Genomic DNA, 19,092 nt, shown 5'->3' with positions numbered 1-19,092 from the left:
CCCGCGGATTTATAGCCTTTCCTGAGTGTACCTGTTGAGGATCTCACCGAGCTCCTTTCCCATGTAGAAGTTGTCCTTGGAGATTTTGTAGCCCTTCTCGGTCTCCTGAAGCACATCTATTTCAAAGAACCTCCACTTCTCCTTCTTGATCTTGAGGGCTATGACCGGCTTTGCCCCGAACAGGTTGGAGAACATCACGAGCTCCCTCACCTTCTCGGCGGGAATGTAGAGGGGCAGCTTTTCCCTAACCTTCGCCTCTATGGCGAGCGTGATCTTGCCATTGCTCGCGAGGATGTCGGGAGAGGGGTAGCCTGACGATCCGCTACCGGCGCTCCTTATTGCAGCAAAACCCTCATCCCACAGAGCGTGAATCAGCTCTCTTTCAAAGCGAATCCCCTTCCTCTTCACAAACCCAACTCTGTCGAGAAGTTAAAAACGTTACCTGAACGGGTGGGATCCCTCTCTCCCCTCCCTGATGAGGGGCTTGGAAAGGTGCCTCCTCGCACAGGGCGGAACCTCGTACATTCCCGGCTCGAGATCCCTCTCAACCTCCAACCTGACCTTCTCCTTAGCCCTGGTCTTGCATTTCCTGCACCTGAATCCCTTCCCCTTTCCCTCGCTCTCCATCCTTCTCCCACACACCGGACAGGCAGGGTTCACCTCGACGAAAATCCTCGCAACCTCGTCAATGCTGATCTTCTCGAGGTTTATCGTCTCATCCTTGTATGCACCGTAAACAGTTACCCTGTCCCCCTTCCTGAGCTTTCTGATCACGTTCCTGAACTGCTTTGTTGGCTCAAACGCAGCACACCTCACATCTCCAAACCTCGTCTCGATGGTGAAGAACACGTGCCCCCCCTCGATCTCAAACGGCTCCTCTATCACAGTGCCGCCCAGCACGTATGAGCGGCCTTCGAAGAGCTGAAAGACCTCGTCCTCCCTTATCAGGTGCATGTCCGTAGCCTGATTCGTCATGAAGATCTGGTATCTGTCAATCTCCTCGCACCTCACAACCTCGAACGCCCTAAACACGGCCTCAAGGGAATCGCCCCTTATCCCGAACAGCACCGGATCGGGGGAGTTGGGCACGCAAACCACCACATCGTTCCCCCAGTCAACAGTGTCGAACGTCTGGGGGTAGGTGAGCAGGTCAGCGAGGAAGAAGGAGTCCCTGTCGTAAACACGCTTCGTTCCGAACCTCTCCGGCTTCCTGTAGGCGAGTAGCTCGAGGGTGTACTCGCTGCACTCCGCTCCAACCGAGGCGAGGGCTCCGATGAGCCCCCTGCCCCTCTTGTACTTGAGGTGGGGGATCAGGTACTTGCCCACTATGAACAGCGCCTCGTCAACGCTGACGATGTCCCTTATCACCCTCTCCGAGAACTTGTAGAGGACGTTCATGAGCTCGTCGTTCTCGGCGTTGACAAACACGACTCCCGGGTCTGTGTTCTCGTCGTCAAGCTCCGCCATCTCCAGAACCGTCTCGTTGGCTACGTCCACAACTTCCCCCACATCCTCGCACTCTATCAGGAAGGAGACCGCCCCGTTGCCCCTCGTCTTGAACGGGACGTTGGGGTTGAGCCTTATCAGCCTTGGTAGGCCGATAACCCTGCATCCCGACTCCTCAAGCCTTTCCATGAGAACTTTTGCCAGATACGTTGTGCACATCCCCTTCCTCGAGTCGGTGTCGTCCATGCCAACCCATACCCTCATCTGGCTCTGCGATTCTGGAAGCGTGTTTAAAAAACTACCCGGGTTGTGGTTGCAAGGCCTTCAGCCTCTAAAAAAGCCGGAAAATAGAATGGGATGCCTTCAGGTCTCACTCCTGACTCCGCTGTCCCCCTTGGTGCTCTCGAGCTCGTTGAGCCTCCTCGAAAGTCTTTCAATCAGGTCGAGCAGCTCCTCCTTGAGTATCTTGAGGTCGTGGAGCCTGTCCTCTATCTGCTTCAGCTTCTCGTCTGCCAGCTTCAGGGTGAGCCTGATCTGCTCGGGCTCGCTCACCTCATACATGTCGAGGATCTGCTTTATCTCCTCGAGGGTGAAGCCGAGCCTCTTCCCCCTGAGTATTATCTTCAGCCTCGCCCTGTCCTTCTTGGTGAATATCCTGTGGTTCCCGGGTGTCCTCTGCGGGCTCAGAAGTCCGATTTCCTCGTAGTACCTGATCGTCCTCGTGCTTATGTCGAGTTCTTCCGCGAGCTCGGAGATGGTGTAGTAGTCTTTATTTTTTGGTGGCATACGAACCAATACAAATAGCATTCTATTTATAGACTTTACTGTTTTTTGCCCGATAAATAGTGACAATAGCGCCCATGCAAAAGTGTTATAAACTGAGAACCAACCTGAGAGCATTAAGGTGCTCCGGTGGTGTAGCCCGGCCAATCATACGGGACTCTCGATCCCGTGACCCGGGTTCAAATCCCGGCCGGAGCATAATTTCATTTCTTCCGTGGTTTCCAAATTCTGACAACCTCATGATGTGTTCCTCAAAATCTCTCTTGCCTCCTTGAGAACCCTCCTCGCCTCTCTTTCGCTAAGACCTATCTTTTTAAGCCCCCTAACCCCGGAGGCAACGACGTCCCTGCAGAAGACCACGCGGGCGTTCACGAGCCTGTCGAGGGTCTCCTTCTCTATCCTCAGCAGGGTCACGGGGTAGAGGTTCTTCCTCTCGAGCATCCTCTCTATCCCCTCACCCTCTGGATACTTCCACCCGGTCAGCCTCACCCCCCTGCACTCCCCGTACCTCTTTGCCTCATCCGAGAACTTGGTGTTCGTGATCAACCAGACCGCGTCAAACCTCCCGACATCCAGAAACCTCGCGTAGGTGTACATGACCTCCTTGAGGCCCGTGTAGGCCGGAAAGCTGTGGAACTTGCACTCTATCAGGTAGCTCTTCCCATCCTTTTCCGCTATGACGTCTATCTCGTGTTCAACGCACTCCCCCTCGACGATTACGTTTGTCCTCGTCCTGAAGCCGTACTCCTCCAGCAACCTCGCGACGAACTTCTCAAACTCGAAGCCCGCTGGCCCGAGGCGGAACATTGACCTCTTCAGATCATACCTCGCCCCGCTCCCGGTCTCGTAGCGGTAGAGCAGGTCGAGGACTATTGAGAGGATCTCGTCAGTCGTTATTCCGCTGTAGATTCTCCTCTCAAGCTCTCTGATGATCCTCTCAGTCACATCCCTGCTGGCCCCTGCCTTCAGGAGCGTTCTCCTTACCTTCTCCGGGCTGAACTTCTCAACCCTTCCGTCCCTCTTCCTTACGTATATCTCCCTCATGGCTACTTTACGAGCCTGACCCACTTCCTCGTCATCACAACCGTTCTGGAGGTTCTGCTGACGATCTTCTCCGGGAACAGGCCGAGCAGGAAGTTCTCTATGAACGGCCTCTCGCTCGCACCTATGAGAACCGCGTCGTACTTCTCCGCCTCTTCCGCAATCCTCTCGGCCGGGTTCTGGGACACCACGAACTCAGAGGTGACGTTCATCCCTTCAAGGACCTCCATCGCCTCCTCAAACGCCCTCTCAGCCTTGACCTTCTCCTCCTCAAGCTTTCCGACGTAGAGGAGCTTGATCTCGTGGTCTCCCCTCACGATGTCTCTCGCTATCCTGCAGGCGAGCCTCGCGTGCGGGCCGCCTGACGTCGGTATGAGGATCCTCCTGAACTCGTTGAGCTCCTTCCCCGGCTGGAACCTCACAACAAGCACGTCACACCTCGCCTTGACGATCACAGGGTCTATGGTGCTTCCCAGCACAACATCCCTTCTGAACGTCCTGCCCCTCCAGCCCATGATCAGCAGGTCGGGCTGAACCTCCTCAACAACGTTCAGTATGGCCTCGTGCACATAGTGACCGACCTTGACGATTCCCCCGGCAGGAACGCTCATCTCGGAGACTATCTCCGACACAAACTCCTTGGCCGAGTCTATCTCCTTCAGCTTTGCGGTTATTGGCGTCTGGAGGGGCATTCTGACGGTGTTCATGACGATTATGTCTCCGTCCCTGCTCCTTGCAATCCTTTCAGCGAACCTCACGAGCTTCCTCGCTATCGCCGGATTCGCAACGGGAACGAGGATTCTGTACCTCTTCTCCACAGGCGGAATCTCCTTGTAGACCGTCTTTATCTCCTCCTCCGTCCTCTTTGCCAGCTCCTTCTCGGAGTAGGCGTAGTACATTAGCGATCCCATGAATATCCACGCCACAACCGCGAAGAACACCATCATCCCGTTCTCTATGTGGGTGACGAGGTAGTATGTAATAACGACCTGAAAGAGCACGGCGATTGCCGGCAAGACGGGAACAAGGGGCACCTTGAATGATCTCTTGAGGTCGGGCCTCCTAAGCCTGAGAACGACGAGCGCGATGTTCACGGTCATGAAGAGGAGGATGAACATCAGGCTCGACGCCCCAGCCACTGCCTCAATTGGCGCGAGAGACGAGAAGGCTATGATTATGTAGCTGAAGAATATCGCGTAGTGGGGAGTCTTGGTCTTCTCATTCACCTCAGAGAGCTTCCTGTTCAGGTACCCGGTTCTGCTGAGCGCGAAGACAACCCTCGAAGACGAGTAGATCGTGGCGTTCATGGCGCTTATCGTTGAGATCAGACCTCCGGCAATGATCATTATCCCGCCGAACGGCATAAAGGAGTCTGCAACCCTTATGAGGCTGAACTCCCCGAGCTTGCCGAGGTACTGCCAGCTGGGAACGTCAACCCTCACAGCTCCGAGCAGCGAAAATGCAACGAGGATGTATATCGCCACAGCCGTCCAGAGAGACACCACTATCGCGAGGGGGATGTTCCTCTCGGGGTTCTTCACCTCCTCACCGCTCTGCACGATTATCTCGAATCCCTCGAATGCTATGAACGTCAGACCCATTGCAGTGAGCACGCCCGCAACGCCGGTGGGCATGAAGGGTGTGAAGGCCTGAGTCCAGTCGGGATATGTGAATGTCTTGTAGATCCCGAATGACGCGAATACGAGGAGGATGGCTATCTTCAGCAGGGTGACTATCCCCCCAAGCCTCCCGCTCTCCTTGACTCCAACATAGTTCACGTAGGCCAGAAACGTGACTATCAGGAACGCCGAAACTTTCGCCACGAGTGCCTGGGAGACGTCAAGGCCTACGAACCTCACGAGGAATTCGGACAGAAAGGCTCCGAAGGTTACCGCATACAAAGCGCACGCTATTGTGTGTGCCGCCCAGTCAATCCAGCCGGTTATGAAGCCAGCGTAGTTTCCCATGGCCTCCCTGATCCACAGGTAGCCCCCTCCTGCCTGCGGGATTGCAGAGCCGAGCTCCGCGTAGGCCATCCCTGTAAGCGTCGCGATTATTCCGTTCAGAAAGAAGGCAAGCAGAATAGCAGGGCCGGCAATTCCTGAAGCTATGCCGGTGAGGGCGAAGATTCCCGCACCAATCATCCCCGCGATGCCTATCATGGTTATGTCGAAAAGGGAGAGGTCCCTGCTGAGAGTTACCCTTACTCTCGACTCTTCCATCACTTCTCTCCTGTCCACGCTGGTTAAAAACATTTTTAGGATTTTTACGTAATCTCCCACCAAACCCGAAAAACGTAACGAAAAATATTTACAGTTTCATCATCATAAAATGAGTGTGGTGGAAGTATGGGCGTGTATGTTATTCTGTCAAAGCTGACAGACGATGGAGCGAAAACGCTCAAGAAGAACCCTGAAAGGGTTAAGGAGGTAAATCAGGAGCTTGAAAGGATGGGCGTGAAGGTTGTGAAGCAGTACGTTGTCTTCGGGGAGTACGACTTCGTCAACATAGTTGAGGCCGAGAGCAACATGGCGGTCATGAAGGCGATGGTCGAGCTGGCGAGCAGGGGGACAATAAGAACGATAACGATGCCGGCTGTGGAGGTTGAGGAGTTCCTGAGCTCCCTGAAGTCATGATCCTCTTTTTTTGCCACCCAGCATAAACTTAATTAACCGGAGGGGCTACTTTCCTCACTCCACGAAAAAAATTTAAACCGCAAACCGCTGGAGAAGTGAAGAGGGCTCGTAGCTCAGCCAGGCAGAGCGACGGGCTTTTAACCCGTCGGTCGCGGGTTCAAATCCCGTCGAGCCCGTACTATCCATTTAAGGAGGATGGATATGAAAATCAGGCTGCAGGATCACATACTGGTTCCGAAGCACGAGCTTTTGAGCGAGGAGGAGGCTAAGGAAGTTCTTGAGACTCTCGGCATCAGAAAGGAGGATCTGCCAAAGATAAGGGCAGACGACCCGATAGCCAAGGAGATCGGAGCGAAGCCGGGAGACATCGTGAGGATCATCAGAGAGGATGAGCTTGTGGGAAGGAGCGTAGCATACAGGCTTGTGATATGAATTTTGTATCCGGGATTCGGAACTCCGGAGGAAAATTTTGCAGTTAGTGGGTGGTGTGTATGATAGATAGTAGGGTTCTTGCGAGGGCGTATTTCACGCATGAGAGGCTTGTCAAGCATCAGATAGACTCGTACAACAGGTTCATCGATGAGGGGCTCCAGAGGGTGATAGACGAGCAGAAGGTCATCGAGCTGGACATAGAGAACACGTACGTAAAGCTCGGGCAGATCAGGGTTGGGAGGCCGGTTATAAAGGAGGCTGACGGGACTGAGACGATCCTCTACCCCTCCATAGCGAGGCTCAGGAACTTGACCTACGCGGCTCCCCTGTACCTGCAGTGCTGGGTGGTTGACAACGGAAAGGAGCTTGAGGAGGAGTGGGTAAGGATTGGAATGCTGCCGGTGATGGTTAAGTCCAAGATCTGCAACCTCAACGAGGTCGATCCGGTTTCCGTTGGCGAGGATCCGCTCGATCCGGGTGGCTACTTCATAATAAACGGAACTGAGAGAGCACTGATGACCCTCGAGGATCTGGCGCCCAACAAGATTCTCCTCGAGAGGGAGGAGAGGTATGGTGAGCAGATAGAGATGGCCAAGTGCTTCAGCCAGAGGAGCGGCTACAGGGCTCTCATCGTGGTTGAGAGGAACAAGAACAACATCCTCGAGGTGACCTTCCCGCAGATACCCAAGCCCGTGCAGTTCGTCGTTATGATGAGGGCGCTCGGGGTTGAGAGCGATCAGGAGATCGTCGAGATGGTCAGCAGCGACCCCGAGATCATGAAGTTCATGCTCGAGAATGTAGAGGTTGCTGAGGTGGAAACGCAGGAGGAGGCCATAGACTACATAGGCAAGAGGGTTGCTCCGGGGCAGAGCAAGGAGTACAGGCTGCAGAGGGCAGAGCAGGTGATCGACCAGTACTTCCTCCCGCACATAGGCATAGACAAGGAGTCGAGGAGGGCCAAGGCCTTCTTCCTCGCGAGGATGGCCGAGGCTGTGCTGGAGTTCTACCTCGGCTACAGGGGTGAGGATGACAAGGACCACTACGCAAACAAGAGGCTGAAGCTCGCGGGCGACCTGATGGAAGAAATATTCAGGGTCGCGTTCCTCAGGCTGATCAAGGACGTGAAGTACCAGCTTGAGAGGGCCAAGGTCAGGGGAAGGTCAATGAAGATGTCCACTGCTGTTAGAAGTGACGTGCTCACCGACAGGATTATGCACCCGATGGCAACAGGAAACTGGGTTGGAGGTAGGACGGGAGTTTCCCAGCTCATAGACAGGCACAACTACATCTCGATCCTGTCCCAGCTCAGGAGGGTTATTTCTCCGCTGTCAAGATCCCAGCCCCACTTCGAGGCGAGAGATCTGCACCCAACCCAGTTTGGAAGGATATGCCCGAGCGAGACTCCTGAAGGGCCGAACTGTGGTCTGGTCAAGAACTTTGCAGAGTATGCTGAGGTCAGCGTTGGAACGGATGAGGCCGAGATCAGGAGGATTCTGCTCGGTCTGGGCATCGAGCCCATAAAGGGGTGATTTGAGAATGAGAAAGTGCAGGGTTTACGTTAACGGTGCTCTTGTCGGGTTTGTTGATGATGGCGAGAAGCTCGCGAACCAGATAAGGGAGATGAGGAGGAAGGGGAAGGTAAGCACTCAGGTTAACGTCGTCTACTACCCAGACTCCAATGAGGTGAGGATAAACACCGACGCTGGCAGGGCGAGGAGGCCGCTGATAGTGGTCAAGGACGGAAAGCCGCTCGTCACGGAGGAGGACATAGAGAAGCTCAGGAACGGAGAGATAACGTTCGACGACCTCGTGAGGCAGGGGAAGATCGAGTATCTTGATGCAGAAGAGGAGGAGAACGCGTACATCGCCATAGACGAGAAGTCCCTCACCCCAGAGCACACCCACCTCGAGGTCGATCCAGCTCTGATCGTGGGCATATGCACCGGAAGCCTTCCATATCCGGAGCACAACGCGAGCCCGAGGAACACGATGGGCGCGGCGATGATCAAACAGAGCCTCGGTCTGCCATACTCCAACCTCAGGTTCAGGGCAGACACGAGGGGCCATCTGCTCCACTACCCCCAGAAGCCGATAGTCGTTACTGACACGCAGAGGGAGATCAAGTTCGATGAGAGGCCTGCAGGCCAGAACTTCGTGGTGGCGGTCATAAGCTACGAGGGGTACAACATTGAGGATGCGCTCATCTTCAACAAGGCCAGCATAGAGAGGGGGTTGGGGAGATCACACTTCTTCAGGACATACGAGAGCGAGGAGATGAGGTACCCCGGAGGTCAGGAGGACAGGTTCGAGATCCCGCCGTCTGATGTTAACGGCTACAGGGGCGCTGAGGCGTACATGCACCTCGACGAGGACGGGCTCGTCTTCCCAGAGACTGAGGTCGGGCCGGACGATGTGCTCATAGGAAAGACCTCTCCGCCGAGGTTCCTCGAGGAGCCGACAGAGTTCGGCATCTCCCCACAGAAGAGGAGGGAGACGTCGGTCACGATGAGGAGCAACGAGAAGGGCATCGTCGATGCCGTGTTTCTGACGATCTCGGAGAATGGCTCGAAGCTGGCGAAGGTGAGGGTGAGGGATCAGAGGATTCCCGAGCTTGGAGACAAGTTCGCTTCAAGGCACGGGCAGAAGGGAGTTATAGGCCTTATAGTGCCGGAGGAGGACATGCCCTTCAGCGAGTCGGGCATAGTTCCGGACATGATCATCAACCCGCACGCGATTCCATCGAGAATGACCGTCGGGCACGTGCTCGAGATGATCGGAGGCAAGGTGGGGAGCCTCGAGGCGAGAAGGGTGGACGGCACTCCATTCCACGGTGAGAGGGAGGAGGACCTCAGAAAGGCCCTCATAAAGTACGGGTTCAGCTACACGGGCAAGGAGGTAATGTACGACGGGATTACGGGCAAGAAGATAGTTGCGGATATCTTCGTCGGCGTGATCTACTACCAGAAGCTCTACCACATGGTATCAAGCAAGATACACGCGAGGAGCAGGGGGCCGGTGCAGATACTCACCAGACAGCCCACCGAGGGAAGGGCGAGGAAGGGAGGGCTCAGGTTCGGAGAGATGGAGAGGGACGTGCTTATCGGTCATGGTGCTGCCCTGCTGCTCAAGGACAGGCTGCTCGACGAGTCAGACAAGGTAGAGGTGTGGGTGTGCAACAAGTGCGGGCATGTGGCAACATACGACTACAGGAGGAGGATGCCCTACTGCAACATCTGCGATGACGACAGCGACATACACAAGGTGGAGATGAGCTACGCGTTCAAGCTTCTGCTCGATGAGATGAAGTCCATGTTCGTTGTGCCGAGGCTGATACTCGGAGATAAGGCGTGAGGTGAAATCATGATACCGAAGAGAATTGCCGGAATCAGGTTTGAGGTTCTCAGTCCAAAGGAAATCAGGAAGATGAGTGTTGTCAAGATCATCACTCCCGAGACGTACGATGACGACGGCTTTCCAATTGAGTTCGGGCTGATGGATCCGAGACTGGGAGTAATAGATCCGGGACTGAAGTGCAGAACGTGCGGGGGTAAGGCTGGGGAGTGCCCAGGGCACTTCGGCCACATAGAGCTTGCTGCTCCTGTAATCCATGTGGGCTACGCGAAGCTGATAGCGAGGCTCCTCAACGCAACCTGCAGGGAGTGCGGCAGGATTCTGCTCAAGGACGACAGGAGGGACAAGTTCATACAGGCGATAGAGGAGAAGAGGAAGCTCGGTCAGGAGTATGACGATGTTGTGAAAGAGGTATTCAGGCTGACCAAGGCCACCAAGAAGTGCCCCCACTGCGGGGCTGAGCAGATTGAGGTGAAGTTCGAGAAGCCCACGTTCTACTACGAAAACGACCACAGGCTCACGCCGAGAGACGTCAGGGAGAGGCTGGAGAGGATACCGGACGAGGATCTGCCTGCGTTCGGGATGGATCCGAAGGCTGTTAGGCCCGAGTGGATGGTGCTCACAGTCCTTCCAGTACCTCCCGTCACTGTTAGGCCATCAATCATCCTCGAGACCGGTCAGAGGAGTGAGGACGACCTCACACACAAGCTCGTCGACATAATCAGGATCAACCAGAGGTTCATGGAGAACAAGGAGGCTGGAGCACCGCAGCTCATTCTTGAAGACCTCTGGGAGCTTCTCCAGTACCACGTCACAACCTACCTCGACAACGAGGTCTCAGGGATACCTCCTGCGAGGCACAGGAGCGGGAGGCCGCTCAAAACGCTCGCCCAGAGGCTCAAGGGTAAGGAGGGAAGGTTCAGGGGCAGCCTGTCAGGTAAGAGGGTCAACTTCTCCGCGAGGACTGTCATAAGCCCTGATCCAAACCTCAGCATAAACGAGGTTGGGGTTCCGCAGGAGATAGCCGAGGAGCTTACCGTTCCGATCTATGTGACTGAGAAGAACATTGACGAGGCGAGGGAGTTCATTCTCAGGGACGAGCATCCGAGGGCGAACTACGTCATAAGGGAGGACGGAAGGAGGATCAGGGTCATAGAGACCAACAAGGAGGAGCTTGCAGAGAAGCTCGCTCCGGGCTGGATCGTGGAGAGGCAGCTGATGGATGGGGACATAGTGCTGTTCAACAGGCAGCCCTCGCTTCACAGGATGAGCATCATGGCCCACTACGTGAGGGTTCTGCCCTACAAGACGTTCAGGCTCAACCCTGCAGTCTGCCCGCCCTATAACGCTGACTTCGACGGAGACGAGATGAACCTCCACGTCCCCCAGAGCCTCGAGGCTCAGGCTGAGGCGAAGATACTCATGGCAGTTCAGGAGCACATACTCTCGCCAAGATTTGGAGGCCCGATTATTGGAGGCATACACGACCACATCTCCGGCCTATACCTGCTCACGAGGGGGGAGAAGCTGTTCAGCAAGAGCGAGGTTATGGAGATAATAAGGCCGCTCGAGATAACGAAGCTTCCCGAGCCCAAGTACGACGGCAGGTGGACTGGGAAGCAGATATTCAGCATGATTCTGCCCGACATCACCATAGAGTTCAAGGCCGAGATCTGCCAGGGGTGCGAGACGTGCAAGGGGATTGAGTGCGAGAACGATGCCTACGTTTACATAAAGGACGGAGAGCTTGTTGCGGGAACCATAGACGAGAAGGCGGTTGGAGCCTTCAAGGGCATAGTCATCGACGAGATCATCAGGAAGTACGGAACGGAGGAGGCGAGGAGGTTCATAGACAACATGACCAAGCTGGCCATAAGGGCCATAATGTACACGGGCTTCACAGTCGGAATTGATGACGTGGACATTCCGAAGGAGGCGAGGGAGCAGATAGATCAGGTGATAAGGGAGGCTGAAGACAGGGTGTGGAAGCTCATAGAGGCCTACAAACAGGGCAACCTCGAGCCGATGCCGGGAAGGAGCATTGAGGAGACGCTCGAGATGAAGATCATGCAGGAGCTCGGAAGGGCGAGAGACATGGCCGGTAAGATAGCAGGAAAGTACCTCGGTATGGACAACGCTGCGGTAATCATGGCCGTGAGCGGTGCGAGGGGTTCGATGCTCAACCTCACCCAGATGGCCGCGTGCATCGGCCAGCAGTCCGTGAGAGGTGAAAGGATAAAGAGGGGATACACCTACACCAACAGAACCCTGCCTCACTTCAAGCCCGGAGACCTCGGGCCAGAGGCGAGGGGCTTTGTCAGGAGCAGCTACAAGGAGGGGCTCAACCCCATAGAGTTCTTCTTCCACGCCGTCGGAGGTAGGGAGGGTCTCGTCGACACTGCCGTCAGGACGTCCCAGTCCGGTTACCTCCAGAGGAGACTCATAAACGCCCTGCAGGATCTGAAGGTGGACTACGATGGCACTGTTAAGGAGCAGACCAGCGGCCTGCTTGTTCAGTTCAGATACGGTCAGGACGGAGTTGACCCGATGAAGAGCTTCAGGGGTAAAGCGGTGGACGTTAGGAGGATTATCCGCGAGGTTGTTGGAGAGTGATGGTTATGGGTGCTGATTACTTCAAGCTGCTTGAGGGGTATCCGTTCCCCGAGAACCTGAAGAAGGAGATAGTAGAGGAGCTTGAGAAGATAGATGCTGATGAGGAGACGGCAAGGAAGGTCATCGAGAGGTGCTATGAGGTTTACCTCAGGAACCTCGTCGAGCCCGGAGAGGCTGCGGGAATCGTTGCCGCGCAGTCCATAGGCGAGCCGGGTACGCAGATGACGATGAGAACTTTCCACTACGCAGGTGTTGCCGAGATCAACGTCACCCTTGGTCTGCCAAGGCTGATTGAGATTCTGGATGTGAGAAAGAACCCGTCAACGCCCATGATGACCATAAAGCTCCTGCCCGAGTATGCCAAGGACAGGGAGAAGGCGAGGGAGGTTGCGAACAGGATTGAGGCAACGTACGTCACCGACGTCGCTGAGATCGTCACCGACCTCAGGTACATGAGGATCGTCGTGAGACCGGACGAGAAGGCTCTGGAGAGAAAAGGGCTGGACAGGGAGAAGCTCAGGAAGAAGATCGAGAAGAGCCTCAAGATGGAGGTTCAGGAGGAGAATGGAGAATTTATAATCCAGATAGAGGAGCCGTCCTACAAGCTGCTCATGGACACGTTCGAGAAGCTCAAGAGGCTCGTGGTCTCCGGAATCAAGGAGATAAGGAGGGTCATAATAAGGAAGGAGGGCGACGAGTACGTGCTCTACACCGAGGGATCGAACCTCAAGAGGGTGATGAAGGAGAAGGGCGTTGACTTCACGAGAACGATCACAAATAATATATACGAGATATATGAGGTGCTGGGGATTGAGGCCGCGAGGAACGCGGTAATCAACGAGGCCATATCAACCCTTGAGGAGCAGGGTCTCGAGGTGGACAGGAGGCACATAATGCTCGTCGCGGACGTGATGACGGCCGATGGGGAGCTGAAGCAGATCGGAAGGCACGGAATTGCCGGAGAGAAGCAGAGCATACTCGCCAGAGCGGCATTCGAGATGACGGTGAACAACCTGCTCGATGCCGCGGTTAGGGGAGAGGTGGACAGGTTGAACGGAATAACCGAGAACATAATAGTGGGCCAGCCCATAAAGCTGGGAACGGGAGATGTGGAGTTGAGAGTAAAGCTGTTCACGGGGGGAGATGAATGAAGGTGGATTTGAGTAAGGCATTGAGAAGGGCTCTCAAGACAGGAGAGGTTTATGTGGGGAGTAAGAGGACAATAAAGGCAGTGAGGGACGGAAAGGCAAAGCTTGTTATAGTCGCAAAGAACTGTCCGGAGGAGGTTCTGGAGAAGCTGAAGCAGTACGACGTCAGGGTCATCACATACGACGGCACGAACATGGAGCTCGGAGCCATTTGCGGTAAGCCTTTCAGCGTAGCAGCACTCGCGATAGTTAACGAGGGAGAGTCAGAGATACTCAATGCAGGCTGAACCACTCAACCAAATTTAATATTTTTGAGGGGATATTTATGGGAGTTAAGCTGTCAACTGAAAGCATAAGATATATCGCTCTTTTTGAAAGCCTTACCGGGGCGAACGTCAAGGACTGTTTGATATACGATGACAAGGTCGTTTTCCTCGTCAGAAAGGGTGACATGGGTCTCGCAATCGGAAAGGGCGGAATAAACGTGGAGAAGGCGAGGGAGATTATCGGCAAAAAGGTGGAGGTTCTCGAGCACAGCGACGACCCGCAGGAATTTATCCAGAACCTCTTCCGCCCCGTAAAGGTCAAGGTGAACATCGTGGAGAAGGAGGGCAAGAAAATAGCTTACGTTCAGGCTCCTCTCCAGTACAAGGGGCTCGTTATCGGGAAGGGCGGAAAAAATATAAACAAAGTCAAGGAGCTTGTGAGAAGACATCACGATATCGAGAATGTAATAGTCAAATGAGGTGGTGTGAATGGGCAGAGGGTTATTTGCGGCGAGAAAGCTCATCGAAAACAGGAAGAAGTTCAGGTGGAGCGATAAGAGGTACGTAAGGAGGATCCTCGAGCTGAACGTGAAGGCTGACCCGCTCGAAGGTGCGCCAATGGCGAGAGGGATAGTGCTGGAGAAGATAGGTATCGAGGCGAGGCAGCCCAACTCGGCCATCAGAAAGGCCGTGAGGGTGCAGCTCATAAAGAACGGAAAGCAGGTCACGGCCTTCACGCCGGGAGATGGGGCGATAAACTTCATTGACGAGCACGACGAGGTCATTATCGAGAGGATTGGAGGAAGAATGGGAAGGAGTATGGGTGACATCCCCGGTGTGAGGTTCAAGGTAATAAAGGTGAACAACACGAGCCTCAAGGAGCTCTGGAAGGGCAAGAAGGAGAAGAGGCTGAGGTGATCTCATGAAGTATGGCCTTACGAAGGAGGAGCTGCTCGTATTCGGGAAGTACGACGCGAGCGAGGTGGAGGTCAGCGATCCGGCGCTTAGGAACTACATAAACCTGAACCCGAGAGTCGTTCCGCACACCCATGGAAGGCATGCGAACACTCCATTTGCCAAGCAGAACGTGTTCATCGTGGAGAGGCTCATAAACAAGGTGATGAGGAAGGAGCACAACACGGGCAAGAAGATGCTCGCATACAGCATAGTCAAGGAGGCGTTCGAGATAATCGAGAAGAAGACGAAGAAGAACCCGATTCAGGTTCTTGTCGACGCGATCATAAACGCGGGCCCGAGAGAGGAGGTCGTCAGGCTCAAGTACGGTGGTATTGCCGTTCCCAAGTCTGTTGACACGTCAAGCTCGAGGAGGGTTGACATAGCGCTCAGAAACATCGCTGAAGGTGCGAGAAGGGCGGCCTTCAAGTCCAAGAGGAGCATAGCTGCATGCCTCGCGGACGAGATTATTGCCGCCGCAAACAACGAGAGCAGGAGCTATGCTGTTGCCAAGAAGGAGGAGGTTGAGAGGGTCGCCAAGTCGGCAAGGTGATGAGAGATGACGAGAGCCAAGAAGATGGTTGACAAGATCAAGGAGCTGATGTACAAGCCGGAGAAGATCAGGAACATGGGTATCGTTGCTCACATCGACCACGGAAAGACCACGCTTTCAGATAACCTTCTGGCCGGTGCGGGAATGATCAGCGAGGAGCTTGCTGGAAGACAGCTTTACCTCGACTTCGACTCGCAGGAGCAGGAGAGGGGTATCACGATCAACTCGGCGAGCGTCTCGATGGTTCATGAATACGGTGGAGAGGACTACCTGATCAACCTCATCGACACTCCCGGTCACGTTGACTTTGGAGGAGAGGTCACTAGGGCGATGAGGGCGGTTGACGGCGTCATCGTGGTCGTGGATGCCGTTGAGGGGATAATGCCCCAGACCGAGACTGTTCTGAGGCAGGCCCTGAGGGAGAACGTCAAGCCCGTGCTGTTCGTGAACAAGGTGGACAGGCTCATCAGGGAGCTGGAGGTCTCTCCGGAGGAGATGCAGAAGAGGTTCGTGAAGGTCATTGCCGATGTTAACAAGTTCATAAAGTCCGTGAAGCCTGAGAAGTACGACGAGTGGAAGCTTGATGTTACGAATGGAAGCGTTGCCTTCGGCTCAGCCCTCTACAACTGGGCGGTGAGCGTTCCATCGATGAAGGAGACCGGCATTGGCTTCAAGGAGGTTTACGAGTACCTCAAGGCAGACGACTCCAAGACCCTCGCAAAGAAGAGCCCGCTCTACAAGGTTGTCCTCGACATGGTCATCAGGCACCTGCCATCCCCGATAGAGGCCCAGAAGAAGAGGATTCCGACCATCTGGAAGGGAGACATCAACTCCCCGGTTGGTCAGGCGATGCTCAACTGCGACCCCAAGGGGCCTGTCGCTTTGATGATCACCAAGATAGTCACTGATCCGCACGCGGGTGAGATCGCGGTAGGAAGGCTGTTCAGCGGAACGCTCAAGCCCGGAACCGAGCTGTACATACTCGACAAGAAGGCCAAGAACAGGGCGCAGACGGTCGGCCTGTTCATGGGGCCGAGAAGGGTTGAGGTTGACGAGATTCCGGCCGGTAACATCGTAGCGCTCGTTGGGCTGAAGGACGCATCTGCCGGTTCAACATGCTCCACCGTCGAGGACATGGAGCCGTTCGAGAGCATCAAGCACTTCAGCGAGCCGGTCGTTACAATGGCAATTGAGGCCAAGAACCCGAGAGACCTGCCGAAGCTCATCGAGGTGCTCAGAAAGCTCGCCAAGGAGGATCCGACCCTTCAGGTCACGCTCAATGAGGAGACGGGCGAGCACCTGATAAGCGGAATGGGTGAGCTCCACCTTGAAGTTAAGGTGGAGAGGATTAGGAGGGACTTCGGACTCGAGGTCAAGACCTCACCGCCCATAGTGGTGTTCAGGGAGACTGTAACCGGCACCTCTCCTGTCGTGGAGGGCAAGTCACCCAACAAGCACAACAGGTTCTACATTGTCGTTGAGCCATGCCCCGAGGAGGTCATAAGGCTGTTCAAGGAAGGCGAGGTCGATATGAAGATGGACAAGAAGGAGAGGAGAAGGAAGCTCGAGGAGGCTGGGCTCTCGGGAGAGGAGGCCGCGGGCATTCAGGAGTACTTCGAGGGCAACATATTCGTGGACGTGACGAAGGGTATCCAGTACCTGAACGAGACCATGGAGCTCATCCTCGAGGGGTTCAGGGAGGCCATGCAGGCCGGGCCCATTGCGAGGGAGCCCGTGTACGGCTTGAAGGTGAAGCTCGTGGACTGTAAGCTCCACGAGGATGCTGTCCACAGAGGTCCTGCACAGGTCATTCCTGCCGTGAGGTCTGCGATATTCGCCGCGATGCTGCAGGCGAATCCTGCGTTCCTCGAGCCATACCAGAAGGTCTACATAACCGTCCCGCAGGAGATGATGGGCGCCGTGACGAGGGAGATTCAGGGCAGGAGAGGTCAGGTGCTGGAGATAAACTCTGAGGGAGACATGATCACGGTGGTTGCCAAGGCTCCGGTCAAGGAGATGTTCGGCTTTGCAGGAGCAATAAGAAGTGCAACCTCAGGAAAGGCTATCTGGAGCGTAGAGTTCGCAGGCTTCGAGCTCGTCCCGCAGAATCTGTTCGAGCAGTTTGTGATGGAGGTAAGACAGAGAAAGGGCTTGAAGCTCGAGTTTCCGAAGCCCGAGGACTTCCTCGGGTGAAAATTTTATAAACCCTCTAATTTCTTAAGTCTGAGAAGGAGGTGAAAGAATATGGCAAAGGAGAAGGAGCATATTAACATTGCAATGATCGGACACGTCGACCACGGGAAGTCGACCCTGATTGGAAGGCTGCTGTACGACGCTGGAGAGATCCCGGAGCACATAATCGAGAAGTACAGGAAGGAAGCTCAGGAGAAGGGTAAGGCGACCTTCGAGTTCGCGTGGGTCATGGACAGGCTCAAGGAGGAGAGGGAGAGAGGTATCACGATCGATGTGGCTCACAGGAAGTTCAACACCCAGAAGTACGAGGTCACGATCGTTGACTGCCCCGGGCACAGGGACTTCATCAAGAACATGATCACCGGTGCTTCGCAGGCTGACGCTGCCATCCTCGTCGTAGACGTCGTTGACTGTGTGCAGGCCCAGACCAAGGAGCACGTGTTCCTCTCAAGAACCCTCGGTATCAACCAGCTCATCGTCGCCATCAACAAGATGGACAGGGTCAACTACGACCAGCAGGCCTACGAGAAGTGTAAGGAGGCAGTCGCCAAGCTCATCCAGCTCGTCGGCTACAAGCCGAGCGAGGTTCCGTTCATACCTGTCTCAGCTTACAACGGAGACAACGTGCTCAAGAAGAGCGACAAGACCCCGTGGTACAACGGCCCGACGATCTTCGAGGCTATCGACCAGCTCAAGCCGCCAGAGAAGCTCGTTGACAAGCCGCTCAGGATCCCGATTCAGGACGTGTACTCGATCAGCGGTGTCGGTACCGTTCCTGTCGGCAGAGTTGAGAGCGGTGTCCTGAAGGTCGGTGACAAGGTCATCTTCAACCCCGCCGGCGTTACCGGAGAGGTCAAGAGCATCGAGATGCACCACGAACCGATCCAGCAGGCCGAGCCGGGTGACAACATCGGTTTCAACGTGAGAGGTGTCAGCAAGAACGACATCAGGAGAGGAGACGTCGCTGGTCACCCGGACAACCCGCCCACAGTGGTCAGGGACTTCACCGCCCAGATCGTCGTGCTGCAGCACCCCACGGCAATCACCGTCGGCTACACCCCAGTCGTACACGCCCACACCGCGCAGGTTGCATGCCAGTTCGTTGAGCTCCAGAAGAAGATCGACCCGAGGACCGGACAGGTCAAGGAGGAGAACCCGCAGTTCCTGAAGACTGGAGATGCAGCAGTGGTGAAGCTCCAGCCAACCAGGCCGATGGTCATCGAGAAGGTCAAGGACATCCCGCCGCTCGGCAGGTTCGCAGTGAGAGACATGGGCATGACCGTCGCAGCCGGAATGGTTCTCGAAGTCACGCCAAGAGGTTAACCCTCCATTTTTCTTTTTAGGGTGAACTGTTATGGCAATAAAGGGTTACAAGGCGAGGATCAGGCTCTCCGGACTTAACCCGCAGGACCTCGACAGAATCTGCAACCAGATAAAGGAGATAGCGCTGAAAACGGGGGTTGAGATCAGCGGCCCGATTCCTCTGCCGACGAAGAGACTTGTCGTTCCAACGAGGAAGTCGCCGGACGGTGAGGGCAGCGAGACGTGGGACCACTGGGAGATGAGGATTCACAAGAGGCTCATAGACATAGCCGCGGATGAGAGGGCTCTCAGGCAGATAATGAGAATTCAGGTTCCTAAGGACGTCAACATCGAGATCGTCCTCGAAAGCTAAT

General features: G+C 55.1%; 18 protein-coding genes and 2 tRNA genes. 15 read left to right on the top strand and 5 right to left on the bottom strand.

Going from position 1 to position 19,092, the window contains the following annotated elements:
• Positions 1-9: 9 nt before the first annotated feature.
• From hjc to GAH_RS05195, 3 genes are all read right to left on the bottom strand, one after another.
• Entirely contained in the window at positions 10-408 is a 399-nt protein-coding gene (gene hjc / locus GAH_RS05205) for a Holliday junction resolvase Hjc (protein ID WP_048095111.1), read from the bottom strand.
• A gap of 30 nt (positions 409-438) precedes the next feature.
• Positions 439-1,710, bottom strand: coding sequence for a tRNA(Ile)(2)-agmatinylcytidine synthase (locus tag GAH_RS05200; RefSeq protein WP_048095109.1), 1,272 nt, complete (start codon positions 1,708-1,710; stop codon positions 439-441).
• A 99-nt stretch (positions 1,711-1,809) separates the two neighbouring features.
• On the bottom strand, positions 1,810-2,232 hold the full coding sequence (locus GAH_RS05195; protein WP_048095108.1) for a MerR family transcriptional regulator: 423 nt from the start codon (positions 2,230-2,232) through the stop codon (positions 1,810-1,812).
• 120 nt (positions 2,233-2,352) lie between these two features.
• Here GAH_RS05195 and GAH_RS05190 point away from each other — a divergent pair.
• Positions 2,353-2,427: transfer RNA gene (locus GAH_RS05190), tRNA-Glu, on the top strand.
• A 39-nt stretch (positions 2,428-2,466) separates the two neighbouring features.
• On the opposite strand, the gene GAH_RS05185 is transcribed toward GAH_RS05190, so the two are convergent.
• Both GAH_RS05185 and GAH_RS05180 read right to left on the bottom strand, forming a co-directional pair.
• Positions 2,467-3,273, bottom strand: coding sequence for an ATP cone domain-containing protein (locus tag GAH_RS05185; RefSeq protein ID WP_048095106.1), 807 nt, complete (start codon positions 3,271-3,273; stop codon positions 2,467-2,469).
• 2 nt (positions 3,274-3,275) lie between these two features.
• Positions 3,276-5,492: an amino acid permease gene (locus GAH_RS05180; RefSeq protein WP_052747770.1), complete on the bottom strand. Its 2,217-nt coding sequence runs from the start codon at positions 5,490-5,492 to the stop codon at positions 3,276-3,278.
• 126 nt (positions 5,493-5,618) lie between these two features.
• Here GAH_RS05180 and GAH_RS05175 point away from each other — a divergent pair, with 126 nt between their 5' ends.
• The 14 genes from GAH_RS05175 (at position 5,619) to rpsJ (ending at position 19,091) form a co-directional block, all read left to right on the top strand.
• Positions 5,619-5,906, top strand: a complete 288-nt coding sequence (locus GAH_RS05175; protein WP_048095102.1) for a GYD domain-containing protein — start codon at positions 5,619-5,621, stop codon at positions 5,904-5,906.
• A 102-nt stretch (positions 5,907-6,008) separates the two neighbouring features.
• A tRNA-Lys gene (locus GAH_RS05170) sits at positions 6,009-6,082 on the top strand.
• Positions 6,083-6,107: 25 nt separating this feature from the next.
• Entirely contained in the window at positions 6,108-6,338 is a 231-nt protein-coding gene (locus GAH_RS05165) for a DNA-directed RNA polymerase subunit H (RefSeq protein ID WP_084632298.1), read from the top strand.
• A 59-nt stretch (positions 6,339-6,397) separates the two neighbouring features.
• Positions 6,398-7,867 carry a DNA-directed RNA polymerase subunit B'' gene (locus GAH_RS05160; RefSeq protein ID WP_048095101.1) on the top strand — a complete coding sequence of 490 codons (1,470 nt, stop codon included), beginning with the start codon at positions 6,398-6,400 and terminating at the stop codon, positions 7,865-7,867.
• A gap of 7 nt (positions 7,868-7,874) precedes the next feature.
• The gene (gene rpoB, locus GAH_RS05155) at positions 7,875-9,689 is read left to right on the top strand and encodes a DNA-directed RNA polymerase subunit B (RefSeq protein ID WP_048095099.1); all 1,815 of its coding nucleotides are present in this window, start codon (positions 7,875-7,877) and stop codon (positions 9,687-9,689) included.
• Positions 9,690-9,698: 9 nt separating this feature from the next.
• Positions 9,699-12,302 (top strand): DNA-directed RNA polymerase subunit A', encoded by a 2,604-nt coding sequence (locus GAH_RS05150; RefSeq protein ID WP_048095097.1) that lies wholly within the window; start codon positions 9,699-9,701, stop codon positions 12,300-12,302.
• Entirely contained in the window at positions 12,302-13,453 is a 1,152-nt protein-coding gene (gene rpoA2 / locus GAH_RS05145; RefSeq protein ID WP_156967397.1) for a DNA-directed RNA polymerase subunit A'', read from the top strand. Before GAH_RS05150 ends, rpoA2 begins: the two co-directional genes overlap by 1 nt.
• Positions 13,450-13,737 (top strand): 50S ribosomal protein L30e, encoded by a 288-nt coding sequence (locus tag GAH_RS05140; RefSeq protein WP_048095096.1) that lies wholly within the window; start codon positions 13,450-13,452, stop codon positions 13,735-13,737. The genes rpoA2 and GAH_RS05140 overlap by 4 nt, the downstream gene beginning before the upstream one ends.
• 38 nt (positions 13,738-13,775) lie before the next feature.
• Positions 13,776-14,195: a NusA-like transcription termination signal-binding factor gene (locus tag GAH_RS05135; protein WP_048095094.1), complete on the top strand. Its 420-nt coding sequence runs from the start codon at positions 13,776-13,778 to the stop codon at positions 14,193-14,195.
• A gap of 10 nt (positions 14,196-14,205) precedes the next feature.
• Positions 14,206-14,634: a 30S ribosomal protein S12 gene (locus GAH_RS05130; protein WP_048095092.1), complete on the top strand. Its 429-nt coding sequence runs from the start codon at positions 14,206-14,208 to the stop codon at positions 14,632-14,634.
• 4 nt (positions 14,635-14,638) lie between these two features.
• Complete coding sequence (gene rpsG / locus GAH_RS05125) at positions 14,639-15,223, top strand: 30S ribosomal protein S7 (RefSeq protein ID WP_048095089.1); 585 nt, start codon at positions 14,639-14,641, stop codon at positions 15,221-15,223.
• Between the two features lie 6 nt (positions 15,224-15,229).
• A complete protein-coding gene (locus GAH_RS05120; protein WP_048095087.1) occupies positions 15,230-17,416 on the top strand; it encodes an elongation factor EF-2 in 2,187 nt (728 codons plus the stop codon).
• A 51-nt stretch (positions 17,417-17,467) separates the two neighbouring features.
• Positions 17,468-18,739, top strand: coding sequence for a translation elongation factor EF-1 subunit alpha (gene tuf / locus GAH_RS05115; RefSeq protein WP_048095085.1), 1,272 nt, complete (start codon positions 17,468-17,470; stop codon positions 18,737-18,739).
• Between the two features lie 31 nt (positions 18,740-18,770).
• Positions 18,771-19,091 (top strand): 30S ribosomal protein S10, encoded by a 321-nt coding sequence (rpsJ, locus tag GAH_RS05110; RefSeq protein WP_048095083.1) that lies wholly within the window; start codon positions 18,771-18,773, stop codon positions 19,089-19,091.
• Position 19,092 lies beyond the last annotated feature (1 nt).

The organism is Geoglobus ahangari, from assembly GCF_001006045.1.
Taxonomy (GTDB): domain Archaea; phylum Halobacteriota; class Archaeoglobi; order Archaeoglobales; family Archaeoglobaceae; genus Geoglobus; species Geoglobus ahangari.
This window is presented reverse-complemented; position numbering and strand designations above follow the sequence as displayed.